General features: G+C 51.0%; 25 protein-coding genes and 1 riboswitch. Of the genes, 17 read left to right on the forward strand and 8 right to left on the reverse strand.

The window, feature by feature from the left end:
* The first annotated feature begins 62 nt into the window (after nucleotides 1-62).
* Nucleotides 63-905 carry a MetQ/NlpA family ABC transporter substrate-binding protein gene (locus PCH05_RS20255; RefSeq protein WP_127605241.1) on the forward strand — a complete coding sequence of 281 codons (843 nt, stop codon included), beginning with the start codon at nucleotides 63-65 and terminating at the stop codon, nucleotides 903-905.
* A gap of 234 nt (nucleotides 906-1,139) precedes the next feature.
* Nucleotides 1,140-1,928 (forward strand): SDR family oxidoreductase, encoded by a 789-nt coding sequence (locus tag PCH05_RS20260; RefSeq protein WP_127605243.1) that lies wholly within the window; start codon nucleotides 1,140-1,142, stop codon nucleotides 1,926-1,928.
* A gap of 65 nt (nucleotides 1,929-1,993) precedes the next feature.
* Here the strand turns inward: PCH05_RS20260 and PCH05_RS20265 are convergent, their stop codons facing one another.
* Nucleotides 1,994-2,239, reverse strand: a complete 246-nt coding sequence (locus tag PCH05_RS20265) for a NifU family protein (protein ID WP_127605245.1) — start codon at nucleotides 2,237-2,239, stop codon at nucleotides 1,994-1,996.
* 193 nt (nucleotides 2,240-2,432) lie between these two features.
* On the opposite strand from PCH05_RS20265, the gene PCH05_RS20270 reads away from it, so the two are divergent.
* Nucleotides 2,433-2,687, forward strand: coding sequence for a YuzB family protein (locus PCH05_RS20270; RefSeq protein ID WP_127605247.1), 255 nt, complete (start codon nucleotides 2,433-2,435; stop codon nucleotides 2,685-2,687).
* Here the strand turns inward: PCH05_RS20270 and PCH05_RS20275 are convergent.
* On the reverse strand, nucleotides 2,684-3,745 hold the full coding sequence (locus PCH05_RS20275) for an NAD(P)/FAD-dependent oxidoreductase (protein ID WP_127605249.1): 1,062 nt from the start codon (nucleotides 3,743-3,745) through the stop codon (nucleotides 2,684-2,686). The genes PCH05_RS20270 and PCH05_RS20275 overlap by 4 nt on opposite strands.
* 19 nt (nucleotides 3,746-3,764) lie before the next feature.
* Nucleotides 3,765-4,871, reverse strand: a complete 1,107-nt coding sequence (gene mqnE, locus PCH05_RS20280) for an aminofutalosine synthase MqnE (RefSeq protein ID WP_127605251.1) — start codon at nucleotides 4,869-4,871, stop codon at nucleotides 3,765-3,767.
* 429 nt (nucleotides 4,872-5,300) lie between these two features.
* On the opposite strand from mqnE, the gene PCH05_RS20285 reads away from it, so the two are divergent.
* Complete coding sequence (locus PCH05_RS20285) at nucleotides 5,301-5,660, forward strand: HesB/IscA family protein (RefSeq protein ID WP_127605253.1); 360 nt, start codon at nucleotides 5,301-5,303, stop codon at nucleotides 5,658-5,660.
* Between the two features lie 97 nt (nucleotides 5,661-5,757).
* Here the strand turns inward: PCH05_RS20285 and PCH05_RS20290 are convergent, their stop codons facing one another.
* Nucleotides 5,758-5,970 (reverse strand): hypothetical protein, encoded by a 213-nt coding sequence (locus tag PCH05_RS20290; RefSeq protein WP_127605255.1) that lies wholly within the window; start codon nucleotides 5,968-5,970, stop codon nucleotides 5,758-5,760.
* 213 nt (nucleotides 5,971-6,183) lie between these two features.
* Between PCH05_RS20290 and PCH05_RS20295 the strand changes: the two genes are divergently transcribed.
* Nucleotides 6,184-6,846, forward strand: a complete 663-nt coding sequence (locus tag PCH05_RS20295; RefSeq protein ID WP_127605257.1) for a YheC/YheD family protein — start codon at nucleotides 6,184-6,186, stop codon at nucleotides 6,844-6,846.
* A gap of 287 nt (nucleotides 6,847-7,133) precedes the next feature.
* Nucleotides 7,134-7,277, forward strand: a complete 144-nt coding sequence (locus PCH05_RS20300) for a sporulation histidine kinase inhibitor Sda (RefSeq protein ID WP_127605258.1) — start codon at nucleotides 7,134-7,136, stop codon at nucleotides 7,275-7,277.
* A 201-nt stretch (nucleotides 7,278-7,478) separates the two neighbouring features.
* Here PCH05_RS20300 and PCH05_RS20305 read toward each other — a convergent pair whose 3' ends face one another.
* Nucleotides 7,479-8,480, reverse strand: coding sequence for an NAD(P)/FAD-dependent oxidoreductase (locus PCH05_RS20305; protein ID WP_127605260.1), 1,002 nt, complete (start codon nucleotides 8,478-8,480; stop codon nucleotides 7,479-7,481).
* A gap of 470 nt (nucleotides 8,481-8,950) precedes the next feature.
* Here PCH05_RS20305 and PCH05_RS20310 point away from each other — a divergent pair, with 470 nt between their 5' ends.
* Nucleotides 8,951-10,144 carry an NAD(P)/FAD-dependent oxidoreductase gene (locus PCH05_RS20310; RefSeq protein WP_127605262.1) on the forward strand — a complete coding sequence of 398 codons (1,194 nt, stop codon included), beginning with the start codon at nucleotides 8,951-8,953 and terminating at the stop codon, nucleotides 10,142-10,144.
* Nucleotide 10,145: 1 nt separating this feature from the next.
* Entirely contained in the window at nucleotides 10,146-10,397 is a 252-nt protein-coding gene (locus PCH05_RS20315) for a hypothetical protein (protein WP_127605264.1), read from the forward strand.
* Nucleotides 10,398-10,488: 91 nt separating this feature from the next.
* Here PCH05_RS20315 and hemQ read toward each other — a convergent pair whose 3' ends face one another.
* On the reverse strand, nucleotides 10,489-11,238 hold the full coding sequence (gene hemQ / locus PCH05_RS20320; RefSeq protein ID WP_127605266.1) for a hydrogen peroxide-dependent heme synthase: 750 nt from the start codon (nucleotides 11,236-11,238) through the stop codon (nucleotides 10,489-10,491).
* A gap of 242 nt (nucleotides 11,239-11,480) precedes the next feature.
* Here hemQ and PCH05_RS20325 point away from each other — a divergent pair, with 242 nt between their 5' ends.
* The 4 genes from PCH05_RS20325 to dnaI all read left to right on the forward strand — a co-directional run bounded on the left by PCH05_RS20325 (nucleotide 11,481) and on the right by dnaI (nucleotide 16,116).
* Nucleotides 11,481-11,777: a YuiB family protein gene (locus PCH05_RS20325; RefSeq protein WP_127605268.1), complete on the forward strand. Its 297-nt coding sequence runs from the start codon at nucleotides 11,481-11,483 to the stop codon at nucleotides 11,775-11,777.
* Nucleotides 11,778-11,875: 98 nt separating this feature from the next.
* Nucleotides 11,876-13,513, forward strand: a complete 1,638-nt coding sequence (locus PCH05_RS20330) for an alpha/beta hydrolase family protein (protein ID WP_164766732.1) — start codon at nucleotides 11,876-11,878, stop codon at nucleotides 13,511-13,513.
* A gap of 79 nt (nucleotides 13,514-13,592) precedes the next feature.
* A complete protein-coding gene (locus PCH05_RS20335; RefSeq protein WP_127605272.1) occupies nucleotides 13,593-15,110 on the forward strand; it encodes a replication initiation and membrane attachment family protein in 1,518 nt (505 codons plus the stop codon).
* A gap of 49 nt (nucleotides 15,111-15,159) precedes the next feature.
* On the forward strand, nucleotides 15,160-16,116 hold the full coding sequence (gene dnaI / locus PCH05_RS20340; RefSeq protein WP_127605274.1) for a primosomal protein DnaI: 957 nt from the start codon (nucleotides 15,160-15,162) through the stop codon (nucleotides 16,114-16,116).
* Between the two features lie 102 nt (nucleotides 16,117-16,218).
* Here the strand turns inward: dnaI and PCH05_RS20345 are convergent, their stop codons facing one another.
* A complete protein-coding gene (locus tag PCH05_RS20345; RefSeq protein ID WP_127605276.1) occupies nucleotides 16,219-16,377 on the reverse strand; it encodes a YqzM family protein in 159 nt (52 codons plus the stop codon).
* A gap of 402 nt (nucleotides 16,378-16,779) precedes the next feature.
* On the opposite strand from PCH05_RS20345, the gene trxA reads away from it, so the two are divergent.
* Both trxA and uvrC read left to right on the forward strand, forming a co-directional pair.
* Nucleotides 16,780-17,097 (forward strand): thioredoxin, encoded by a 318-nt coding sequence (trxA, locus tag PCH05_RS20350; protein WP_127605278.1) that lies wholly within the window; start codon nucleotides 16,780-16,782, stop codon nucleotides 17,095-17,097.
* 132 nt (nucleotides 17,098-17,229) lie between these two features.
* Nucleotides 17,230-19,110 (forward strand): excinuclease ABC subunit UvrC, encoded by a 1,881-nt coding sequence (gene uvrC, locus PCH05_RS20355; RefSeq protein ID WP_127605280.1) that lies wholly within the window; start codon nucleotides 17,230-17,232, stop codon nucleotides 19,108-19,110.
* Here the strand turns inward: uvrC and PCH05_RS20360 are convergent.
* Nucleotides 19,079-20,773 (reverse strand): CPBP family intramembrane glutamic endopeptidase, encoded by a 1,695-nt coding sequence (locus PCH05_RS20360; protein ID WP_127605282.1) that lies wholly within the window; start codon nucleotides 20,771-20,773, stop codon nucleotides 19,079-19,081. The two genes, uvrC and PCH05_RS20360, sit on opposite strands and share 32 nt — an antisense overlap.
* A 269-nt stretch (nucleotides 20,774-21,042) precedes the next feature.
* Nucleotides 21,043-21,180, forward strand: a riboswitch (cyclic di-AMP (ydaO/yuaA leader).
* Nucleotides 21,181-21,245: 65 nt separating this feature from the next.
* Between PCH05_RS20360 and PCH05_RS20365 the strand changes: the two genes are divergently transcribed.
* From PCH05_RS20365 to PCH05_RS20375, 3 genes are read left to right on the forward strand one after another with little or no spacing between them, the layout of a single operon-like run.
* The gene (locus tag PCH05_RS20365; protein WP_127605284.1) at nucleotides 21,246-22,589 is read left to right on the forward strand and encodes a TrkH family potassium uptake protein; all 1,344 of its coding nucleotides are present in this window, start codon (nucleotides 21,246-21,248) and stop codon (nucleotides 22,587-22,589) included.
* A gap of 49 nt (nucleotides 22,590-22,638) precedes the next feature.
* Nucleotides 22,639-23,307: a potassium channel family protein gene (locus PCH05_RS20370; RefSeq protein WP_127605286.1), complete on the forward strand. Its 669-nt coding sequence runs from the start codon at nucleotides 22,639-22,641 to the stop codon at nucleotides 23,305-23,307.
* An 18-nt stretch (nucleotides 23,308-23,325) separates the two neighbouring features.
* The gene (locus tag PCH05_RS20375) at nucleotides 23,326-24,567 is read left to right on the forward strand and encodes a cation:proton antiporter (RefSeq protein WP_127605288.1); all 1,242 of its coding nucleotides are present in this window, start codon (nucleotides 23,326-23,328) and stop codon (nucleotides 24,565-24,567) included.
* Nucleotides 24,568-24,641 lie beyond the last annotated feature (74 nt).

Here is a 24,641-nt window from a genome sequence, read left to right on the forward strand (position 1 = left end):
GCATGCGCGAAGTTTTCTATGTATAAATCATATTAAAATCATAAGATTAAGGGGGATTTACAATGAAAAAAGGATTGTTCGCTTTGCTCAGCCTGGTTCTGGTGGTGGCACTCGCCGCTTGCGGCAACAAAAACACGGGGGACAACTCGGCTGCGAGCAGCGATGACAAAGGTACGGATACCAAACCTGTAACCATTACCGTCGGAGCAACTGCCGTACCGCATGCAGAAATTTTGAAGCATATCCAGCCTGCCCTTGAAAAAGAAGGCGTGAAACTGGAAATCAAGGAATTCTCCGATTATGTTCAGCCGAACGTACAAACGTTCCAAAAGCAGCTTGATGCAAACTTCTTCCAGCATCAGCCATACCTTGACGATGAAAACAGCACGCGCAACATGGATCTGGTACCGGTCGTTGCCGTACATGTGGAGCCGCTTGGCGCCTATTCCAAAAAGCATAAATCTGTTGACGAGCTTCCAGACGGCGCTGTAGTCGGCATTCCGAACGATAAAACGAACGGCGGACGCGCGCTGAGCCTGCTGGCGAAAAACGGTTTGATCAAATTGAAGGAAGATAACATGATCAAGGCTACGGTGAAAGACATTGTTGAGAATCCGAAAAACATCAAGTTCAAGGAATCCGACGCTGCCATGCTGCCGCGCCAATTGTCCGAATTCGATCTGGCGGTCATCAATACGAACTACGCGCTTGATGCCGGCATCGATCCTTTGAAGGACGCGCTGTTCATGGAAGACAAGGATAACCCGTATGCCAACATCCTGGTAGCCCGTCCGGACAACAAAGACTCCGACGCCATCAAAAAGCTGGCCGCTGCCCTGACCTCCGACGACGTCAAGAAATTCATCGAGGACAAATACAAAGGTGCTGTCATCCCTGCTTTCTAAGCAGCTGCCTGCATGCATAGCAAGAATCCAAATCCGCCGGGATCTCCCGGCGGATTTTTTGGTGTATTTGCCCGAAACCCTCGAGCTGCCAAGTTGTGGGGGGCAGGCAAATCTTTTATACTAGATAAAATGGGATTAGCATAAATATGAATTCATGCGGTATATACAAGAGTTTGAATATAAGTATGAGCATCCTCGTTTGAAGATTAATCGTTATGGTGAGGAGGAATATCGTTGAAGGACAAAATCGCCCTCATTACGGGGAGCGCCAAGGGGCTGGGTAAAATGACGGCACTGACGCTGGCCGAGCAGGGGTGCGACATCGCGCTGAATTACGTGCACAGCCGGACGGAAGCGGAAGAGCTGAAGCAGCGCATTGAAGAGCTTGGCGTCCGCTGCATCGCCGTTCAGGCCGATATTTCGGATGCAGCCCAGATCGAGGAACTGGTCCGCCAGGTCGAGTCGCGGCTTGGAAGCGCCGACATCGTCGTCAATAATGCCGGCCCGTTTATCCGTGAACGGAGGCTGTTTGCCGAATATACGAAAGAAGAAATATTGTCGCTCATTCAAGGAAACCTGGTAGGCACCATGCTGCTGGACCATCTGGTGCTGCCTGCCATGCGCCATAAGAAGTGGGGGCGGATCATCCATTTCGGATACGGCCATGCAGCCGAGGCCAGAGCGTGGCCGCATCGTGCCGTATATGCTGCCGCCAAGACGGGGCTTGTTTCCTTTACGAAAACGTTGGCGGTGGAAGAAGCTCCTTTTGGCATCACGGTGAATATGGTCTGCCCGGGCGATATCCGCGGGGATAACAAGGAGAAATCGATTGCCGAGGTATCCGGCCTGAAGGATGGCGAAACGCCGCGGGGCAGACCCGGCAGCGGGGAAGACATTGCACGGGTGATCCGCTATCTGTGCCATCATGAATCGGATTTTATCACGGGCAACATCATGGATATATCCGGCGGCCTGGATCCGATTCGTCCCTGGATTGAACCGGCCAAGCCCAATCCATCATAGCAGCACAAAAAAGAGTCCTGCCTTCATACCGAAGGGCAGGACTCTTGTGTACGTATGGAATGGGATTAGAATACTTGGATAACGTCGTTGATGCCTTCAACTTCCTCAACGAGGGCGCGTTCAATCCCGGCTTTGAGTGTAATAGTGGAGCTTGGGCAACTGCCGCAGGCACCCATCAATTTCAATTTCACGATGCCGTCTTCCACATCAACCAGTTCCACGTCACCGCCATCGCGCTGAAGGAACGGACGAAGCTTATCCAGCACGTCTGCTACCTCATCATACATGGTGCTTTGTGCGTTTTCGCTCATTAGTTTCAACTCCTTTCCTATAATGATTATTATATTACAAACGGAGATAAAATAAAATGGCTATATCTGCTCAGGTTATTTTTGCGCTGAATTTGTACAGAAAAGCCGCAGGCATTGATATTATACACAACCACCGCTAAACTATAAAGGTGTCCTTCATAATAATGAATTCATGTGAAGCAGGTGATTACAAGTGAGACCCATCATCGAATTTTGCACGAACAACATGCATTTCGGAACAGATGAAGTCATGGACAATCTGGAGGGAAATCCGGATTATGATGTTATAGAATACGGCTGTCTCAGCAACTGCGGGCAATGCGCGATGATGCCCTTTGCGATGGTCAATGGTGAGATCATCGATGCCGACAGCGCTGACGAGCTGTATGAAGCCATCATGGCGAAAATAAAAGAACTCGAGGCCTGGGACAGCCTCGAGCTGGATTAGCCGAAATGGCGTCTGGACAACCAGAGTACCCCGCTCTTCAAGAGACGGGGTACTCTTCCTTTTACGGAGGTTTTGCCCATCAAACCGAAGCCGGCTTTACTGCCGAGAGAGCCCAGCGTGCCCTTCAGGCGGATTTTATGAAGCTTTGGAGTATCCCCGCGCCAGAGGGCATGCAGAATTTCTGCCACCTGCTCGGCTTGCGCGCCTGCCGCCTGTGCGCTCGGAGCAAACGGAATGCTCGCACAGTCACCGACGACGTACACCTCTGGAAAGTCCGGAATTTGCGAATACGAATTCACCACGACCCGGCCTCCCGGATCCTTCGGAACGTTCAGGTCCTGTACGACCTTCACCGGCTGAATGCCGGCCGTCCAAATGGTTGCATCCGTATAAATCGCTTCATCCCCGTTGTAGATCACGCCATCTTCCACCCGCGAAACCGAGATATGCGACCGGGTATTCACGTCATGATCCCGGAACCACTGCTCCACATAAGCGGAAACCGTGGAAGGGAAGGCGGAGAGGACGCGTGCGCCCCGGTCAAGGATCGTAATGTTCAGGTCCGGACGGCTTTCGCGGAGCTCGGCCGCCGTTTCAACGCCGCTGAGGCCTCCGCCTGTAATATAAACCTGTCCGTAAGGCTTAATATCGTTCAAGCGCTGGTACGTCTTGCGTGTGCTTGAAAAGGTTTGAATGCTGTTCGTAAACTGCTCTGCGCCCGGAATGCCATGGTAACGGTCCGTACAGCCGAGGGCGATGACGAGATAATCATACGCGATCGGTTCGTCCTGATCCATATGAACAAGCTTGTTCTCCAGGTCGATCGAGGTGACATCGCCATAACGTTTGGTCAACTGGTGATGGTTTGGAAACTGGATCCGCAGATCAAAATCCGAAGCCGTTCCCGCCGCTAGCGCATAGTATTCCGTTTTGATGCCCTGGAAGGGCATCCGGTCGACAAGCACAAGCTCAATATCAGGCGGCAGGTGGCTGCTGATCAAGCCCTGAATCATGGCAAGACCGCCATAGCCTCCACCTAGAATGACAAATTTTCTCATTGGGTCCGTCTATCCTTTCCTACTCATATACTTTGATTTCGTTGTAGAACGTATCCCGTTCAACCGGAATGCGTCCTGCGCCTTTGACCAGCCAGACCAGCTCGTCACGCGTCAGGCCTTCAGGCGTAAGGGCTCCTGCGGCATGGCTGATGCGTTCTTTGATAATCGTTCCATGAACATCGGAAGCGCCAAAGGAGAGGGATACCTGGGTCAGCTGAGGACCAATGTTGATAAAGTATGCTTTGATGTGGTTGATATTATCCAGCATCAGACGGCTGATGGCAATGGTTTTCAAATCCTCGTAAGCAGAGTTGCGGCGCATGATGCCCGCATTTTTGTTTCTTGGCTGCATGGACAGCGGAATGAATACCAGGAAGCCGCCTGTTTCATCCTGCAGCTCACGGATCTGCATCATATGACGGATGCGGTCCTCATGGGATTCAATGGATCCGTACAGCATCGTCGTATGCGTCTTCATCCCAAGCTTATGCGCGGTACGGTGAACGTCGAGGTACTGCTCGACATTCGCTTTCTCAACCTTCATCTTTTTGCGGTACTGGTCGGACAGAATTTCTGCTCCGCCGCCGGTGAGCGACTTCAATCCCGCTTTTTGCAGCTCTTTCAGAACGTCCTCGGTGCTCAGCCCGCTGATCCGGGTGAAAAATTCAATTTCAGCAGCCGTATATGCCTTCAGTGTAACATCCGGAAAGCGGTCCGTCAGCGCTTGAAGCGAATCTACATAATATTGGAAAGGCATGTGATTATTATGCCCGCCGACGATGTGAAATTCACGTACGCCCGGGTGGATATGCTGTTCTACATATTCAATCATTTCCTGGCCGCTCAACGTGTAGGATCCTTCATCGCCAAGATCCTTTCTGAAATTACAGAACGCGCATCTGGCTTCGCACACATTGGTGAAATACAGGCTCATATTTTCTATAAAATAAACCTTCTTGCCGTTCTTGCGCAAATTAGCTTCGTTGGCCAGCTGCCCCAAAGTCAATAAATCATCCGTCTCATAAAGAAATACACCATCTTCGAGGCTTAGACGCTCCCCGTTGCGTACTTTTTCTGCAATTTCAGCCATTTTGCTATTGGTGTTTGGTGTTACGATCATGGACATATCCATTCCTCCTGTTCAATTTGATGGGTGCGGTTTAAGGTGAAAAAACACAAAAAATCCGCTCGTCGGAAGGTGTCCGGCTTCATTCAATCAAGTCTTCAAGTAACGGCTTGCTAATGCGCTCCGTAGAGCCAAGGCCGGTATAATATTATTGGCAGGCCTGCTTGCCAGATGCTTGAATCAATCCACAATGATTTTGTGAAAAAAATTACAAAAATTTATGGCAGACCATTGACATGCGGGTGACAAAATTCCGACAAATGCCTTTCCCTCATCACCCACCCTATTATAAACCGCACATACAGGCTCCGCAATACGCTATAAAGGAAAAAAAAGGTGGGAGGCTGTTCAAACGCGGGGCTGGCGTTACTTGAGCGGAAGAGAATTGTGGAGTATACTGAGCTTAAGTAACACGAAGGAGGGTAACCTATGATTAATATCAGCGATTCCGCTTCCGATAAGCTTAAAGAAATGCTCGCCGAGCAGGAAATTCCGAATATGTTTCTTCGTTTGGGCGTCCAGGAAGGCGGCTGCAGCGGCTTTTCCTACGCAATGGGATTTGACGATGAAGAAACGGAAAACGACGTATATATGAACGTGAACGACATGAAGGTCGTTGTCGATAAGGAGAGCCTGCCGCTGATTAATGGATTGGAAATCGATTATGAGGACGCCGGCATGAGCGGCGGCTTTACGATGAGTAATCCGAACGCCACGGCAACCTGCGGCTGCGGAGCTTCCTTCCGTACGGCAACCCAGGCCGGCAAACCTGCACCTGAAGAGTGCTGATTGCTGAAGCCAGGGACAACTCAAAAGGCCCACACCAAGCTTCGATATTTGAAGCGGTGCGAGCCTTTTTTTCGTGATTTGTCTATGTTTCGAGCTACTAGGACGCGGGAACAACGAAGGTGTGGTTCACCATGAAGACGATCATTGCCGCTGCAAGCAGGGAAAACACGATGCAGCCGGTACCCAGTCCCTTGCGTTTATCTTTAATGAATTTAAATCCGATAGCGAAAATTGCAACGGTGACGGCTGCAAGCGAGATCGACATGCCGACGATCGCGATCCAGTACAATATTCTAAAAAATTCAGCCACGGCCAAGTTTCCTCCCTTTGTCACATTCAAATCCCATTATAGCCCATAAAATGATGAACGCCAATAGAGCTATTATGGCAACATTCCGAAGGTTTTACTCCGCATCCCCCCGTTTTTTCAGATAGTTTCTCGATTTATGTACAAACATCCAAGAGAGAACTGCGCCTTGCGAGTATGCTACAAGATACGAGCGAGGAAAGGAGGCGTTACACCGTGGGTGGAAGACAGCTGGCGAGTAAGTGGCTGAAAACGGAAGCGCTGCTGACAGATCCCGAAGTGGCCCCTTATATACCGGAAACGAGAGCACTAAATAGAGCGAATATGCAGCAGATGCTTGGAGTATATGGATTCGTTGTCGTCAAACCAATCGTTGGTGGCGGCGGATACGGCGTCATCAAGGTAGCCCGATCTGGTGCGGGATATAGCATTACCCATTCATTTAAATCAAGTCGTTACGGAACTTTTCATGATATGTATAACGCGCTTCTGCGGGTGAAGGTAAAACGCAAATATTTAATTCAGCAGGGGATTCATTTGGCTACAATCCATGGCAGACCCATCGATTACCGCGTAAAATACGTCAAGAACGGAGACGTATGGGAATTCCGGGCAATGGTGGGCAGGCTGGCGAAGCAAGGATTGTTCGTGACCAATCTGTGCAAAGGGGGAAACCTCCTCAGCTGCAGAGAGGGATTACGTCGTTCGCTGCCGCGTATCAGATCGGCTGCCAAGCGGAATGAAATGCGCAGCCTCACGCGCAAATGCACGGCGATCCTTGAGCAGCACTTTCCCGGCATCGGAGAGCTCGGCTTTGATTACGGGCTGGATGGAAGCGGGAAAATATGGATCTTTGAAGTAAATACAAGACCTCAATGAAAAATGGCTTCACGTTGTTTAGTTAACCGTAATGGGGGTAATAATTGGTAGATTCTAGTATATTTCTAAAGATATAAAAAAAATTTTTGGTTTATCCCGAGGCCAAATGTTCCTGTGTATAACTGTTATCCCCAAAATCCACTGCATTTTCATTGATATTACGACACTTGTTAACAAATTATACACAGGATTTCCACAACAGCCTGTGGATATTGCGAGCGCTTGTTCCGCTTCTTGATGTTTGATATGATAGTTTCGAGGAAAAAATAGGAAGGGATGTGAAAGGAATGGCTATCTTGACGGATGAAATGCTCTTGGATTCTTACCATGCGGCTGTAGAATTGATGCTGGATCGGGATTTCATAACCTTGCTTCTTGCAGAAATTCACAAACGGAATCTAGAGGCTGTCTCGCCGAGCGTCGTTCACTAAAATAACTCGCTACACATCCATCGTTCATTATTTCCTTATGAAGGTTGCGAAACAATTTCCATCTTACGGCGTTTGGAGGTGTAGATTCCATCATTAGATACATAAAACCGGATTATATAAAATGAGGGTACCCTTGATGACTGCCATGATGAAGCAGCCTGGACAAGGATACCCTTTTTTGTGTTCGGATTCGGGATGGAATTACAGCTTCATGTTGCTGCTGTGACCTGGAGACAGCTTCGCATCCGGGTCAATATAGACCTTGGCATTATTCACGGCGGTCGGCGCTTCGCCAAATCCGACAGCAATCAGCTTCAGCTTGCCTGGATAAGTGGTGATATCGCCGGCGGCAAAAATACCCGGAATATTGGTCTCCATTCTCGAATCTACGATGATGGAGTTGGATTCGATCTCAATGCCCCAATCGGCGATCGGTCCCAGCGACGACACAAAGCCGAAATTGACGATCACATCATCCACTTCAATGTCCTGCGTTTCTTTGGTCTTAACATGGGTCAGAGTGACTTTGCTGATCTTGTCATCCCCGTGCAGACCGGTAATTTCCGTAGGGGTCACCACGTTAACCTTCGAATTCATCAGATTCTCGACGCTGTGCTCATGCGCGCGGAACTTGTCCCGCCGATGGACCAAGGTGACCTGCTCGGCAATCGGCTCCAGCATCAGCGCCCAATCTACCGCCGAGTCGCCTCCGCCTGTAATAAGGACTTTTCTGCCCCGGAACCGGTTTAAATCATTGACGAAATAATGCAGATTCGATTTCTCGAATCGTTCTGCGCCTTCCACCTCGAGGCGCCGGGGCTGAAATGCACCGACTCCGGCCGTAATGATGACGGCTTTGGCATGGTATTCGTCCTTGTCTGTGGTGATGACGAAATGACGTTCATCCTTTTTTGTGAGAGAGGTGACCTTCTCCTCCAGACGGACGTTCGCCTGGAACAGCTCCATTTGCTTGGACAGGTTGTCCACGAGCTCCTGGGCCGTCACTTTCGGGAATCCGGCAACATCGTAGATGTATTTCTCGGGATACAAGGCGGTAAGCTGGCCGCCCAGCTGAGGCATGCTTTCGATCAGTGTAACGGATGCCTGGCGCATGCCGCAGTAAAAGGATGCAAACATGCCGGTTGGACCTCCCCCAATAATGAGCAGGTCGGATATTTCAACACTTTCTATATGTGATGTCATTGTGTATACACACCTCCAGCTTGATAATCAAGATCAATAACTCATTTCATTATAATATACCCGTATCGGGCTGGAAAGCGGACAGGAAGCTTCCCCGTGGCGAATCCTCGAAAACGGCAGGTGGGAAAAACGGATGCCGCCCTTGAAATATGCCCGTATAATCCGGCTTTTGAGGCGGAAAACCGGCCCAAATAAGACTTGATCTTTTGCCGGAAAGTAGCTATCATTTCAATTGTGCATTACCATCTTTTTGTCGAATTTCAGACATTTTAAGCCTATATTTTGAATATTTATAATTGACCACTGATAAAAGTTTCCACAGTTGTCAGAATAGATGCGATTCCCGGTCTGCAAGCTACGGAAATCTCCGCACCAGCCTGATAAGTAAAGTGTAAATTTTCACAATAAGTTTTGTAATGTATCACAAAATATATAAATATATAAACGAAGGATTTGGAAGGAGCAAGATGATGAGCAACATTCCCAAGATCGTAATCCTTGGCGCGGGATACGCAGGTATTCTGACAGCACAGCGACTTCAAAAGGAATTAAATTATAATGAAGCTGACGTTACCCTTGTTAATCGGCATGACTACCATTACATTACGACCCATTTGCATATGCCGGCGGCAGGGACGGACAGCGTTGAAAATACACGCGTTCCGATTTCGAAGCTGATCGATGAATTCAAGATCGATCTGGTTAAATCATCCGTTCAGGAAATCCGGCCCCATGAGAAAAAGGTGATCCTTGAGGACGGCACCCTTTCTTACGATTACCTTGTCATTTCCCTGGGCGGCGAATCCGAAACCTTTGGCATTCCGGGACTGGCGGACTATGCGATGACGATCCGCAGCATCAACTCGGTCCGTCTGATCCGCAAGCATATCGAATACCAGTTTGCCCTGTATAAAAATGAAAGACATCCGCAGGAACGTCTCAACTTCGTCGTAGGCGGGGCGGGCTTCAGCGGAATCGAGTTCGTGGCAGAGCTCGCGGATCGGATGCCGGAGCTGTGCAAAGAGTACGACGTGGATCCGAGCCTCGTCAACATTTACAATGTGGAGGCCGCGCCGACTGCGCTGCCGGGATTTGCGCCTGAACTCGTGGAATATGCGATGGACGTCCTGAAGAAAAAAGGCGTAACCTTCAAAATCGGCGTCGCGATTCAGGAATGTACGCCGGATGGCGTTATGCTCGCTACGGGCGAAGAGATCAAAGCGGCTACGGTCGTATGGACCGGGGGCATCCGCGGCAATCGCATGATCGAAGCCGCCGGCTTTGAGACGGCGCGCGGACGCGTGAAAGTCGATGAGTACCTGCATGCGCCAGGCCATGATCATATTTATATCATTGGCGACAACGCCCTCGTCTTTAATCCGGAAGGCCGCCCATACCCGCCGACCGCTCAAATCGCGATGCAGCAGGGCGTGTGCTGTGCGCATAACATTGTGGCTGCCATTCGAAACCAGCAGCCCCGCAAATTCGTGTATAACAATAAGGGCACCGTTGCTTCCCTGGGCAAAGGCGAAGGCATTGCCGCCGTCGGCGACAAGCTGATGAAGGGCTGGAAGGCAGCGCAGCTGAAAAAACTCGTCGACATGCGCTACTTATTCATTATCGGCGGCATTCCGTTGGTGCTGAAAAAAGGGAAGTTCCTGTAGCATGCGTCACTGCAGCGTTCAGGTGCGCTCACTTTTGACGAGGGATGAGCTCGACCGCTACAATGCTTTGATGGAAGTCGGGGGCTACCTGGAGGATCAGAACCGCTATGATCTGGTATATCCGGTGCAGAAGGAAATCGATATTCTGATATTGCCGGCCATTGAGAGATTGAAGGAGAAGAGCCGTGACCGCGACCGGGAGACGGCGGAGTTTCTGGAATCCTTGAAGCGGCTGGAGCAGGAAGAAGAATAGGCAATAGCCTTAAGGGGTTGCCTGATTCGATTCCATTCCATGAAAAAGAGCTGTCCCCCGGTCGGGGGACAGCTCTTTTAATTCATTGGACCTATACTTTGAGCATTTCTTCAAAGGATTCCGCGGTGAGCAGCGTTCCGACGAAGAAGCTGCCGAATTCGGCAAAACGTGCGCTGACTTCGTCAAATCGCATTTCATATACAAGCTTCTTGAATTGAAGGGCATCGTCTGCGAACAGCGTTACTCCCCATTCCCAGTCGTCGAAGCCGACGGAGCCGGTAATGATCTGCTTCACCTTGCCGGCGTACGAACGGCCGATCAGCCCGTGGCTGCGCATCATATTGCGGCGCTCATCCATATCGAGCATGTACCAGTTATCGTTTTGGTCGCGCTTTTTGTTCATCGGATAGAAGCAGATATACTGTGTTTTAGGCAGGATCGGCTTGAGGCGCGCAATGACATGCGGATTCTCCATCGGATCGCCGTCGCCCGAGCCTGCGAGATAATTGCTCAGCTCCACGACGCTTACATAGGAATAAGATTTGGTAGTGAAGCGAGCGAACAGGGTTTTATTGAATGCGGTTTCCACCGCGTTAAGTTCTTCCAGCGTCTCACGCAGATGCATGATGATGAAATCCGCTTTTTGACCCACAATCGTGTACACGGCGGTGCTGCCTTGGTTGGCCGATTCGACTTCCGACCATTCTTTCATAAATTCCTGCAGTTCATCGAGCGCCATCGCGCGTTCTTCGTCGTCTGCAGATTTCCAGGCTGTCCAGTTGATGGAACGAAAATCATGAAGAGCGTACCAGCCTTCTAAAGTAGATGCTGCTTCGTTCATTTATCGATCACTCCCAAGTTTAGTTGCATTTCTTTCGTCAAACATCTTCTATATATTGTATCCAACCCCGGTTGAAAGAGCAAACAAAGTCACAATCTATTCAATTATTGTTCGTTGCTTCGTGACAAATTTTCTAGTAAACTGAACAAAGTGGTATATTGGCCTGCATTTCGAGCATGTGAGCGGTTACCGGTGCACAGGATGAATGGCGGGCCAGAGAGAAGAAGAGGTGGGCAGGTTAGATGCAGTTTATTCCTGTGTTAGTGCTGATGGTTCTATTTTTCGTGATGATGTTCGGGATCGGCTTCATCTTAAATATGCTCATGAAGACGACATGGTTTCCTTCTTATTTATTCATCGTCGTTATTTTGCCCCTTGTGGTGTATTCCCTTTGGGATCGTGGTGAAGTATCGTTCCTTGACCATTTGGCGTCCTTCCGTGTCGTAGATTATTTGACGGGGGTTGCGGGTCTCGCCGGAGCGGTCATCAGCGGGCTATCCATTCAATCGCTGCGTAAAAGCGGATTTAAAATGTTTTAAAAGAACAACTTTGGACAGCTCTCCGGAAGGAGGGCTGTTTTGCTTCATATACTGGCGGTATTGTAGGAATAGGCTCGATGTCGAAGGGGGGAGAACGATTGAAAAAAGGCTTGAGCTTTTCTCTTTTGGCGGTCATGCTGCTGGCGTGCAGCTTTATTTCGCCACAACGGATCTATGCGGACACCGGGCTGATTCCGGTTCGGGAAGCCGTTGAGGCGCTGGGCGGGAGCGTCATCTGGAGCAAGGAGGATAAAGCGCTGATCGTAACGCTTGGCCGGCTGAAATGGAATATGGCGGTTGGCAGCGGGCTGTCGGTATTAAACGGAACGGACTTTGAGCTGGGTCAGCCTGCGGTCATGAGCATGGATCATAAGGTTCGGGTACCGGTCGAATCGTTCCGTCAAGCCCTGAAAATCCGTATGAAGCAGGATGACGGACAGTGGAAGCCGGATGCGGAGGATACAAGCGGCCTCGGCATGTATTGGATGAGACTGCTGCAGCGGGGCGATTACGATCAGGCCCGGGGTCTGATGAACGATGCGTTGGCTGCGCTTTTTCCGGCAGATGCGCTGGAGCAATACCGGCATAACCTTGAAGATGCCTATGGTTCGTGGACGATGCTGACGTCCAGGTCCGAGGCGAATGATGTACATAGGAACGCCGTCCTGGATTATCAGACCCCGCGCGGGAAAAGCTTCCGGATGGAGCTTCGTTTTGATCCGGAGGGCAAGCTGGATGATCTTGCCGTGCTGCATAGCACACCCGATGTGTATCTTCCTCCGGCATACGGCGACCCCGGGCGATATACGGAGCAAAAGATGACGGTCGGCTCGAAGAGCCTGCCCTTACCCGGCATATTGACTTTACCTGCCGGATCCGGTGGAAAACTGCCGGCGGTTGTTCTGGTCCACGGTTCGGGGCCGAACGATCAGGATGAATCATCCGGTGGCGGCAAAATGTTTCGGGATATCGCGGTGGGTCTTGCCCAAGAAGGCGTTGCCGTTCTGCGTTACTCCAAGCGGACATATGAATATCCCAACCGCTCGCTCTTCCCCGAGTTTACGGTGCAGGAGGAGACGATCGAGGATGCGCTGTCCGCGGTCAAGCGGCTGCGGCAGGACGAACGGATTGATCCGGGCAGGATTTACGTGCTGGGCCACAGTCAAGGGGGCATGCTGGTGCCGACAATCATCCAGGAGGACCTGGACGGCTCCATTGCCGGTGCGATGCTCCTGTCGGCTCCGTCGGGCTCGCTTGAAGATCTGATGCTGCAGCAGTATCAGGGCATTATGAAGCGCGCCGTCGACAATCATGAGGCCGCAGCGGAGCTGGAGCGGAAAAAGGCCAAGGTCGATACATGGCAGACGGCGGTGGATCTGCTTCATGACGACGAATATTCGAAGGATAACCTGCCGGCACAGTTTCCGCTGCCCAGTGCGTACTGGTGGTATGATATCCGGCGATACAGCGGTCCGCTTATCGCGCGAAGCCAGCATGTTCCGCTGCTTATTCTTCAGGGGGAGAACGATGTGCAGGTGCCTCCTTCGAGCTTGAAGGTATGGAAGCAGGCGCTTGACTCGAGGACGGATGTTCAGTATAAATCTTATCCCGGACTGAATCATATGTATGCCTTGTATGATCGGCCTTCGACCGGCGAGGAATACCGTTTTCCATCCAATATGCCCTGGGAAGTCATACAGGATATCGCGGACTGGATTCATTTGGCGGCAAAATAATCGTCGAAATTTATCGGAGCCGGGATTCCTTTTATGATAGAATAGAGGAAGTCTACGTTACGATGGGAGGAGCCACAATATGCATATGAAGAGCCTGCTGCATTTTACGGAGAATCACAGGTACTGCGTTTACCGCGATTTTTGCTTAAGCAGCCTGGACGGCAGAATGCTCAGCTCAGTCTATCAGCCCATGGTCGGAGCCTTCGCTATCAGTTTATATCATCTGCTGTTCCAGCAGATTCCTATAGAAAAGTTGGGATATTCGCCGCTTGAGCAGCAGCGCCGCCTGTTTTTGACCTTGGGGCTGGAGCCGAGCGAAAAGGGCCGCAAGTTTCTGATTGAGCAGGCCTCGCTGCTGGAGGCGGTCGGACTTTTGCAAACCTGCCGGATGTACATGCCGGAGCATGAAGATTACATTTATGAATATGAGCTTCAGCAGCCGCTTTCGCCTGCCGAGTTTTTCAATACTCAGCACTTGACGCTGCTGCTGCGCGATAAAATAGGTAAGTTCGCCGTCCTGTCGCTCCGCGAGGAGCTGTGGTCGAGGGAGCCCGAGGAATTTGCCGAAGCGGCCGCCGGCCATAAGGAGAATATCTCACGGGCCTTTTACGACATTTTTGAACTCAATACGCATGTCATCGATTACGAGCTGGAGCAGGCCCTCTCCGAAGTATCCACGGCAAGGCAGCCTGGGGTAAGGCTGCCCGATCAAGAGGAAACGCTGAATTATGCCGACATTATTCTCCGTTTTCCGAAGGACTCGGTCAACCGTGAGCATGTCGAGAAGCTCCGGTTTAATCATGAGCAGATGGGGATCATCAATTACGTGGTGAATAAGTATGAGCTCTCCGTGCAGGATCTGTGCCGGCTGCTGGATGAGGACGGCGTGTTCGCCGCCGATAGCAGCATTGCGCTCGACGAGCTTCAGCGGAACGCCAATCTCCATTTCCGGCAGGGCAAGCGCCGCCAGGAGCAGCGCGAGGTCTATGCCGCCAAGGTGGTATCGATCCGCCAGAGCGAGGAAACCCAGGACCCGGCACCGCTGGAGCATGCCGTCGAAATGGAATATTACGTGGATGTGCCTGTCCAGTTTCAATCGAAATGCGATATCCACCAATATAATATGATGCTCCGCAATGAGCCGTATACGAAGCTGCTGAAGACCTTTTTTCCCGGATCGATTCCGGATAACTTTCTGGATATTTTCGATAAAATCGACCACAGCTACAAGCTGCCGGGAGAAGTCATCAACGTACTCATCCATTATTTAATGTCTCTACTGACGTCAGGCGGCAATGAGCAGCGGATTAACCGTAATTTTGTCGAAGCGATCGCATCGAACATGCTGTTGAAGCAGGTCAATTCGTACGAAAAAGCCGTTCAATATATTCGGGATCAGTCCAAGGTAAAAGGGAAGCAGGCAGCCGCCTCAGGGAACGCAAGAACCCGTACATACGGCAGCAAGTCGGTACGAATGAAGCCGGAAATCCCGATCGCCCAGGAAAGCCATGCGATGGACGCGGTCAGCGAGGAAGAGTTTGAAGCTATGCTGCGCATGGCGGCCGAAATGCAGGCGAGCAAGAAAAAGGGAGTTTAACGCACGCGCAACACGCTGCGCGGGTGGTCTGAAAGGAGGGGAATGAAGCATGGAATCACTCGGCCAGGTATTAAAGCAGATGAAGGGGCCGTCCTTTATACAAAGATCGCAGGCGATCTTGAAGGACCTGATGAACGATCCGATCGTGAAGGAGCTCCAGGCGGAGCATCCGGAGATCGACGACGCCTTGCTTCGCGCCAACCTGCCCCGTCTCTACCAATATGTGAACGATCGCAGGCATTGCGGGAATTGCCCGGGCCTGGACCGTTGTCCGAATGATTTTCAAGGTCATTTCAGCAAGCTGGAGGCCAGGGAAGCGAACGGACAGATGGAGCTGGTGGAACGGAAAGCGGCATGCTCCCTCCAGATGGCGCGTCAGAACGAAGACAGCATCAAAAAGCGCATCCGCAGCTTTTACGTGGATGAACGCGCGCTGGAGGAAGGATACAACGAAGTCGAAATCATGGGTAAAGACCGTCTGCGCGCTCCCGCGGTAAACCAGGTGTTCCGTTACATCCGCGAGGTCAAGGAGAACGGGCTCACGCCTCAAGGGCTGTACTTGTACGGCTCGTTCGGTACGGGCAAGACGTTCCTGATGAGCTATCTGCTGCATGAGCTTGCGATCGGCGGATACACGGGCGTGATCGTCTACATGCCGGATTTCGTCGAGGATTTGAAATCGATGATTCAGGACAGCGATAAGCTGAAGGAAACGGTCGATGTCATGAAAAATTGCGACCTGCTTATTTTCGACGACATCGGGGCGGAGAATTTGAGCCCTTGGGTACGGGATCACGTGCTTGGAGCCATTCTCAATTTCAGAATGAACCGGAAGCCGACCTTTTACACCTCCAATTATGATCTTGCGAGTCTGGAGAAGCATCTGAGCTTCACCAGCAAGGACGGCGAGGAGATGCACAAGGGACAGCGTCTGATGGACCGGATATCTCCGTTTGTGGATATCGTGCATCTGCACGGGGAGAACCAGCGGCGAAGCCGGACTTAGTAGAAGCTATAGCTCCCGTAAGGCATTGAAAAAAGCCTGACCTACAGCCGAATCGGCGGTAAGGTCAGGCTTTTTGGGTTTGAGCTCACCCGCAAGTTTCTGTTAGCCGGAGATAACAAACTTGATGATGACCATGACAGCGAAAATAAGAGTCATAAGCAAAGCCATGCCCCCGAAGCCATTCATCAGATCCATCAAGTCATTGCGCGGCTCTTCGTTCACGTGTTTCCGTGGATCGTTTGCGTGCACGTTTGCATCCATAATCACAATGCCTCCCTCAGGATGGTTTCACTTTATGTAAATGAACGTTGTCATTGACAGAGAAACCCGAGTTAACATTAGTATACCCAATTTCCAAAGAATTTGTAAAGAATATATGGTGAATACTAATAGGAGCGGGGCTGCGTTGCCGGCTTGAAAAATCCGCAAAAGAATGAAGGTCCGCCATGCGTTTAAGCATCGTCATTTCGGGTTAATGTTACTCATATGGAATGGACTGCGTTAATCCCAAAAAATAGTCTTCTTTCCATTGTAGCACGAATTCGGGCATCAAATCTGTAATTAAGGATTTTACATTTTCAAAAAAAGTGTGTTATACTTAAACTGTCCGCAAAGACATATCAGTTTGATGAATTCAGCTTTTTTATAAGGAGGAAAAATATAATGGCTATTGTGAATGTAACTGACCAATCCTTTAATGCTGAAATTGAAGGCCAAGGTACAGTATTGGTTGACTTCTGGGCGCCTTGGTGCGGTCCTTGCAAAATGATTGCTCCGATCCTTGACGATCTGGCGAGCGAAATGGGCGACTCCGTTAAAATCGCCAAATTGAACGTGGATGAAAATCCGGAAACGGCTTCCCGTTTTGGCGTAATGAGCATTCCGACTCTGATCTTCTTCAAAGACGGCCAACCGGTCGATAAAGTGGTAGGCCTGAATTCCAAGGAAAACCTGAAGAACATCATCTCGAAGCATCAATAATTTTAGCATATTTCACGATCGACCATATCATGCGCCTCCGGATTTCCGGGGGCGCTTTGTTTGCTGTTCACAAGGAAGCGATTTACGGAGGGGCATCTTTTCTGATATGTTATAAACCGGGAGGGGAGAATGATGGACGAAAATCGAGAAACGCAGCAAGAGTATGAAAAAGCGATGGAAAACATACGCAACAAGCTTGCATTGCTCCCGGATTTGCCCGGCTGTTATTTGATGAAGAACTCGGAGCGCAAAATCATCTACGTCGGCAAGGCCAAGGTGCTGAAAAACCGTGTCCGTTCCTACTTCACAGGCAGTCATGACGGTAAAACGCAGCGGCTCGTCGCTGATATCCGCGATTTCGAATATATCGTCACGGGCAGCAACATTGAAGCGCTGATTCTCGAGTGCAATCTGATCAAAACGCATCAGCCGAGATATAACGTGCTGCTTAAAGACGACAAAACGTTTCCATATATAAAAATCACCAATGAACCGCATCCGCGGCTCGAGGTGACGAGAAAGGTCCTGAAGGACAAAGCCAAATATTTCGGTCCGTATCCGAACGCGTATGCCGCGCAGCAGACGAAAAAACTGCTCGACCGGATGTATCCGCTCCGCAAATGCGGCGTCATGCCGAAGGAGGTATGCCTGTATTACCACATGGGCCAGTGTCTCGCTCCCTGCGAGAAGGACGTGGAGCAGGCGGAATATGACCGGATTACCCAGGAAATTACGTCATTTCTGAGCGGCGGCCATGAGGAAATCAAGAAGGAGCTTCAGCGCAAGATGCAGGAGGCGGCCGAGGAGCTTTATTTTGAACGTGCCAAAGAGCTCCGCGACCAGATCCTGAACATCGATGCAATTATGGAGAAGCAGAAAATCACGACCGCGGATGCCAGAGACCGGGATGTGCTCGGATTTTCGGTGGACAAAGGCTGGATGTGCGTGCAGATTCTGTACATGCGCCAGGGGAAAATGGTGCAGCGCCACGCTTCGGCTTTTCCGTTCTACGGCGAGGCCTACAACGACTTCATGACGTTCGTGACGCAGTATTACAGCGATAATCCGGCGCTGCCGCAGGAGATTCTGCTGCCGGAAACGCCGAAGGACAGCCAGAATCCGGAACAGGGCGGAGCGGAAGGAGCGGATCTGCTGGATGCAGCCAGCGCCGCCGCTTCCCTTCAGGAATGGCTCGGCATCAAAGTGCTGGTACCGCAGCGCGGCATGAAACGGCAGATGGTCGGCATGGCCATTGAGAATGCGAAGGTATCACTGGACGAGAAGTTCAGGCTGATTGAACGGGACGAGGAAAGAACCCTTAAAGCGGCAGCCAATCTGGGCCAGTCGATCGGCATTGACCATCTGCACCGGATCGAAGCGTTCGATAACTCTAACATCCAGGGCACCAATCCGGTTTCCGCCATGGTGGTCTTTATTGACGGGAAGCCGGATAAGAAAGAGTACCGTAAATATAAAGTCCGTTCCGTGCAGGGACCGGATGATTACGAAACGATGCGCGAGGTAATTCGTCGCCGCTATGAACGGGTCCTCAAGGAAAACCTGGAAATGCCGGATTTGATCGTCGTGGACGGGGGCAAAGGGCAAATATCCGCCGCGGTCGATGTGCTGGAGAATGAACTGGGGCTGTTTATCCCGGTCTGCGGCCTGGTCAAGGACGTGAAGCACAGAACCGCGCAATTGATGGTGGGAGATCCGGCCGAACCGGTCGACCTTCCGCGCGACAGCCAGGAATTCTACCTGCTGCAGCGGATTCAAGATGAGGTGCACCGCTTTGCCATCACCTTTCACCGTGAGCAGCGAGGTAAATCGATGGTAACATCGAAGCTGGATTCCATTCCGGGCATTGGCGAGAAACGGCGCAAGCTGCTGCTGAAGCATTTTGGATCGCTGAAAAAAATAAAAGAGGCCAGCATCGATGATTTCCGGCCTCTTTCTATAGGAGATAAGCTGGCGAAGCAGATTATTGCAGCCCTTCAGGATGAGGAGTCATAGGATATGACTCCTTTTTCTTTTTGCGATTAAACACATACACGATATAAGCGACCACAGCCGGCATGATGATCGTGATGATTCCCGCCAGAATATCCGGAACGTCGCCAAGGGCGAACAGACTGAAGCTCATCAGCACGCTGTCGAATACGACATGGCTGAACATGACGGCAATATAGCCGTGCTTCAGGAAAATGAAGCTGAACAGGAGACCGATGATGGTCAGCTCAATCGGCCGCGTGATGACCGGATAGATCGGATACAGCGTATGTCCAAGCGCCCAAATCAGGGTAGGGATCAGGCAGGCGACAAATGTATTGCGTACGAGCTTTTTCATCATAGGGATGCCGAACAGACGGTATACGGCTTCCTCGGAAATTCCCGCCATCCAGGCCATGATCGGCAGCAGCCAAGGATACAGCATGTTATAAGGCGACTGCGTGGCGTCGGTCGTGGACCAGCTATGGATGGTTTTGTCCAGCGCGATGTAAATGACGGATTGCACGCCCATCAGGATGAAGGCCCACAAATAGCCGGTAAACATGCTGTGGAGCACGTAAGAGCCGTATCCGGGCTCTTTGGCCCTGGCCCAGGCATTCAGTCCGGCCTTGCGCCAGAGCCCGTCTCCGCCGACAAGAGAGAAGTAGAGAAGTGCAGACATGACAAGGTTGAAGAAGGTCTGCACGATCATGCCGATCGTGAGGCCGAATCCGGTAAGACCCTGCGCCTCGAACACGGGCAGCAGGTTATAGCTGCTGAACGTGGCTACGGCAAAGTAAAAGATGCTTAAAAAGATGCCTCTTTTATAGGACGTATGATGTCTCGACAAAGCGCTGTAGACGATGGCAAGCACGCCGAGCACAAAGGTGAGAAGTCCATAGCCCAGGATGGTCAGCCATTTGGCCTTGGACGTTTCTTGATCCACGTAAGCCGTATGGGCTGCCGGAATCGAGAAGGCCGGCTGGATGGAGTGGATCGCATTGTCCTCGAACGCAAATTTCACCTGGAGGTTCGAGCTGCCAATGGATTTGCTTGGATCCGTATAGATAAGCCCCGCACCGTTATCGCCGGCGGAAACCTCCAGTTGATCGGAATTCAAGCCGAGCTGCTTTATCCATGGCTCAGCAAGCTGTTTTTTATCCTGCAGGGTCATATCGCCTTCAACGACACGCAGCATGTTGCCGCGCTTTTCCTTGTTCGGCTCGGTCATGGCAGCCGAATACTCGGAATAAGGAGGCGTAACGGAAAAAGCAATGGCTTTGCCTGATTTCATATGTACGTCAATGCTGGCGGTGCCTTTATCCCCCTGCTCGGTCAACCGAACGCGGAAGACGTCGTATGGATAATCGCTTTCGTAGGTCTTATTGTATTGATCCAGCAGCTTTTCTCTGGAGAGATACCCGAAAAAATCGGAGCTGGACTGGTACGTCACAAGCGCTTCCTTACCCTTGTCGATCTGGAGGTGAAGCATATTTTGCGCGTATGTCACGGCTGCCTGCTCCGCCTGCTCCTTGCTGATGACCTTCGTGTCTTGCTGCTCAAGCGTATCCGAGGCGGTGGAAGGCAGGATCTGGAACAGGACAAATAGAACAAGACCGATGACCGCGAACACGCCCAGCCGTTTGTAATTCGTCCTGAGCTGGAGTGGTTGTCCGACGGGATTCATGTAATGCCCCCTTTATTTGGATTCGATTATGGTTGTTATATACATAGTATAAACGTAAACATAGCATACGATGTTCCCTTTTTGCCAGTTTTCGCTGCCTGGGTCATGAAAATAAGATGAAAATGAAGAAAATGAGTTGTAAACGCAAGAGAATGGCAGACTTTTATAAGAATAGCGATGTAATCAGGCTGTATTCCCACGTTTTCATTCAAATAATGGCTTTGTGATGTAAAACAATAAGGATTATAATTTTGATGCAATTGCAAATGAATAATCTTACGCCGAATTTCCTTATGAAAACGGGGGAACCATTATTTTGGGGTGAATTTCGCTCATTGCAGCGAATAGGGCAACCTGTGCATGCCCGAATCCGTCAGCTAACCTCGTAGGCGTTATGCAGCAGGAGCCCAAACCGAAAGGCATTGGATTTCCGATGCTTTTTTCTTTTTGACTTTTTTCGTAAGAGGTGGATATGTTGACAGCTAAATTTAAATGGTTTCGATTGGCTCCCCCGCAAATTCTGGTTTTGGGGTTCGCCGCTATTATCCTGATCGGGGCCATCCTTCTCACCTTGCCGATATCCAACACGACAGGCAAGCCGCTTCGGTTTATCGATGCATTGTTCACCGCGACATCGGCAACTTGCGTTACGGGTTTGGTTGTCAAAGACACGGGATTATTTTTCAGTACCTTTGGACAAGTCGTCATTATGCTGCTGATCCAGGTGGGCGGCCTAGGTTTCATGACGATGGCAACGTTGTTTTCCCTTGCGCTGAAACGAAAAATTTCGCTGCGTGACCGCCTGATTCTGCAGGAGGCGATGAACCAGAATACGATGGAGGGCATCGTCCGTCTGATCCGCAAGGTGCTTTTGTTTTCGCTTATCATTGAAGGCTGCGGGGCCGTTTTATTTGCTATCCGCTGGTCCTTCGACATGCCGGTCGGCAAGGCGATTTACTTCGGGATTTTCCATGGTGTCTCGATGTTCAACAACGCGGGCTTTGATCTGTTCGGGCATTTTAACAGCCTGACGGGCTATGTGTATGATCCGCTCGTGAATATCGTCGTCATGTTTCTGATCGTTTCCGGCGGTATCGGTTTTATCGTGATGTCCGATTTGGTGGATTACAAGAAAAACCGGAAACTGTCGCTGCACTCCAAGGTCGTGCTGTCGATGACGGGATCTTTGATTCTGGTCGGGGCGGTGGTCATTTTCATTTTCGAATTTTCAAATTCCAAAACGCTTGGATCGTTGAACTGGGGCGGCAAAATCCTCGCATCCTTCTTTCAGTCGGTGACGCCGCGAACGGCGGGCGCGAATACGCTGGATTTGGCAAGCATGAGGCAGGCATCCCAATTCTTTATGGTGATATTGATGTTCATTGGCGCTTCGCCGGGATCGACCGGCGGCGGTATTAAAACGACAACCTTTACGATCATGGTCGGTGCGGTGTTTGCTATGATCCGCGGCCGTGACGACATCGTCATCTTCCGTTACCGTCTGGCGCAGGAGCGCATTTTCAAAGCGTTAACGATTACCTTCCTGGCTTTGTTTCTGGTGGTCGGCGTGTCCATGGTGCTATCGACGACGGAGGACAGCAACTTCTTGACGATCCTGTACGAAACGACTTCAGCCTTCGGAACGGTCGGACTTTCGCTCGGATTGACCCCGCATTTGTCTATGGTCGGCAAAATCCTGCTGAGCTTAACGATGTTTGCCGGACGATTAGGTCCGCTTACATTGGCGTATGCACTTGGTCCGAAGAAAGGAAAAGAGCTGTACCGCCATCCCGAAGGAAAAATTATTATCGGGTAATGTATAGAGAGCACAGAAATTTGATTATATAAGGAGTATCGGGAGAGAAATGAAAACACAGCAGTTTGTGGTGATTGGTCTGGGACGGTTCGGCTCGAGTCTTGCGCTGGAGCTGATCGATCTCGGGTATGAGGTGCTAGGCATTGATAAAAATGAAGAGGTCGTCAGCAACATGAGCGAATATCTGACACATGCGGTCGTTGCGGATGCCACGGACGAGGACGTTTTGAAGTCACTGGGCATCCGGAACTTCGACTGCGGCATTGTAGCCATCGGGGATGATATTCAGATGAGTATTTTGGCCGCCATTTTGCTCAAGGACCTGGGCGTTCGTACCGTTGTCGCCAAGGCGATCTCGATCCTGCACGGGCGCGCGCTGGGCAAGCTTGGCGTGGACCGGGTGATTTTCCCTGAACGGGACATGGGCATCCGCGTAGCCCATCAGCTTGTCACGCCGAACCTGCTGGACTATATCGAGCTGTCCAAAGAGTACAGCATCGTCGAGATGACGGTACCGCAAACGTTAGACGGCAAAACCTTGAGCGAGGTCAATACCCGCGCGAAATTCGGGTGCAGCATCGTGGCTTTGCACCGCGAAGGAAAGGTCATCGTTGCGCCGACTGCGATGGATCAGCTTCATGCCGGGGATATTATGGTTATTATTGGATCCAATTCGAATATCGACCGCTTCGAGAGCGAAGCCGTGAATGTAAATTAGTGCGGGAAGTGACCAACCATGGAATCCTCGACGACTGAAATTATCCATCACATATTAATTTTACTGCTATTCGTCATTACCGTCGGGATGCTGGCCGGAAAGCTGGCATCCTGGCTTCGTTTACCTGATGTGGCTATGTTCATCATCGCCGGCATGGTGCTCGGAAGAGGACTCCACCTGATCAATGCCACCAGCAGCTCGCTGATCAATCAGCTGATTCTGACGGTTGGCTCGGCGCTGATTCTATTCGACGGCGGCCGCAATCTAAGGCTTAGCGGACTGAAAAAAGTGTGGATCACATTATCGCTGCTCAGCGTTCCCGGCGTCATTGTGACGACAGGCGTTGTGGGAATCGCGGTGCATTTCTGTTTTGGGCTGGACTGGATCTTTTCCTTTTTGGCAGCGGCTGTTATCGCATCGACGGACCCGGCTTCGATCATTCCCGTCTTTAAGCAGGTAAAGATTAAGGAGCGGGTGAGAGAGACGGTGGAGAGCGAGTCCGCATTTAACGACGCTACGGGCTCCATCCTGACCTTTGCACTCCTGGCGGCTGTAACCAGCGGCCAATCGCTGCATCTCGGAAATATGGCATGGGATTTCGTTAAAACGGCCGTTGGCGGAATCGTGGTCGGAGCTATCGTTTCGATCCTCCTGACTTATTTAGTGGCGCATTTCAGGCTGGGCGTACTAAAGGATTACACGACAATCGCCATGGTTGTCGTTGCACTTTCTTCCTATTTAATAGGAGATATGCTTCATGTGAGCGGATTTATGGCGACCTTCGTGGCGGGGCTCATCTGGGGTAACGCGGATACGATGGGGCTGTCCATGAATGACAAGCTCGAGGAAACGGGAAGCTTTGCGGATAATACCAGCGTCATGATGCGAATGCTGATTTTTATCCTGCTCGGCAGCCAGGTTGACTTCCGTGTCCTTGGCGACTATTTCTGGCCGAGCCTGGCCGCGGTGCTCGTACTCATGTTTGTGGCCCGCCCGCTGACGATCCTGCTGTGCGCGCTGCCCGACAGGAAGGTGAAATGGTCCTGGCGGGAGCTGCTATTTATGATGTGGGTACGCGAAACAGGCGTTATTCCCGCCGCGCTTTCCGGCATGATTGCCGGAATGGGCGTGGCGCATGCAGGAGCGATATCGGCGGTCACCTTTATGGCGATCATGCTGACGATCCTGCTGCAGGCCAGTACCACGGGACTTGCTGCTCGCAAGCTGGGACTCGAGATTAAACCGGACACACGACCCTAGAGGGCGCAGCCTTCAACCCGATAAGCCCAAAAAAGCTGCTCTTTACTGCAAAGGATTTGCGGGAAAGGGCAGCT

It is taken from the genome of Paenibacillus chibensis (genome assembly GCF_004001045.1).
Lineage (GTDB): Bacteria > Bacillota > Bacilli > Paenibacillales > Paenibacillaceae > Paenibacillus_AQ > Paenibacillus_AQ chibensis.

Coding starts and splice junctions, on each gene's coding strand:
- PCH05_RS20255 (WP_127605241.1), top strand. CDS start 63: ATGAAAAAAGGATTGTTCGCTTTGCTCAGCCTGGTTCTGGTGGTGGCA.
- PCH05_RS20265 (WP_127605245.1), bottom strand. CDS start 2,239: ATGAGCGAAAACGCACAAAGCACCATGTATGATGAGGTAGCAGACGTG.
- PCH05_RS20275 (WP_127605249.1), bottom strand. CDS start 3,745: ATGAGAAAATTTGTCATTCTAGGTGGAGGCTATGGCGGTCTTGCCATG.
- mqnE (WP_127605251.1), bottom strand. CDS start 4,871: ATGTCCATGATCGTAACACCAAACACCAATAGCAAAATGGCTGAAATT.
- PCH05_RS20285 (WP_127605253.1), top strand. CDS start 5,301: ATGATTAATATCAGCGATTCCGCTTCCGATAAGCTTAAAGAAATGCTC.
- PCH05_RS20300 (WP_127605258.1), top strand. CDS start 7,134: ATGGCTATCTTGACGGATGAAATGCTCTTGGATTCTTACCATGCGGCT.
- PCH05_RS20305 (WP_127605260.1), bottom strand. CDS start 8,480: ATGACATCACATATAGAAAGTGTTGAAATATCCGACCTGCTCATTATT.
- PCH05_RS20310 (WP_127605262.1), top strand. CDS start 8,951: ATGAGCAACATTCCCAAGATCGTAATCCTTGGCGCGGGATACGCAGGT.
- PCH05_RS20315 (WP_127605264.1), top strand. CDS start 10,146: ATGCGTCACTGCAGCGTTCAGGTGCGCTCACTTTTGACGAGGGATGAG.
- hemQ (WP_127605266.1), bottom strand. CDS start 11,238: ATGAACGAAGCAGCATCTACTTTAGAAGGCTGGTACGCTCTTCATGAT.
- PCH05_RS20325 (WP_127605268.1), top strand. CDS start 11,481: ATGCAGTTTATTCCTGTGTTAGTGCTGATGGTTCTATTTTTCGTGATG.
- PCH05_RS20335 (WP_127605272.1), top strand. CDS start 13,593: ATGCATATGAAGAGCCTGCTGCATTTTACGGAGAATCACAGGTACTGC.
- dnaI (WP_127605274.1), top strand. CDS start 15,160: ATGGAATCACTCGGCCAGGTATTAAAGCAGATGAAGGGGCCGTCCTTT.
- PCH05_RS20345 (WP_127605276.1), bottom strand. CDS start 16,377: ATGGATGCAAACGTGCACGCAAACGATCCACGGAAACACGTGAACGAA.
- trxA (WP_127605278.1), top strand. CDS start 16,780: ATGGCTATTGTGAATGTAACTGACCAATCCTTTAATGCTGAAATTGAA.
- uvrC (WP_127605280.1), top strand. CDS start 17,230: ATGGACGAAAATCGAGAAACGCAGCAAGAGTATGAAAAAGCGATGGAA.
- PCH05_RS20360 (WP_127605282.1), bottom strand. CDS start 20,773: ATGAATCCCGTCGGACAACCACTCCAGCTCAGGACGAATTACAAACGG.
- PCH05_RS20365 (WP_127605284.1), top strand. CDS start 21,246: ATGTTGACAGCTAAATTTAAATGGTTTCGATTGGCTCCCCCGCAAATT.
- PCH05_RS20370 (WP_127605286.1), top strand. CDS start 22,639: ATGAAAACACAGCAGTTTGTGGTGATTGGTCTGGGACGGTTCGGCTCG.
- PCH05_RS20375 (WP_127605288.1), top strand. CDS start 23,326: ATGGAATCCTCGACGACTGAAATTATCCATCACATATTAATTTTACTG.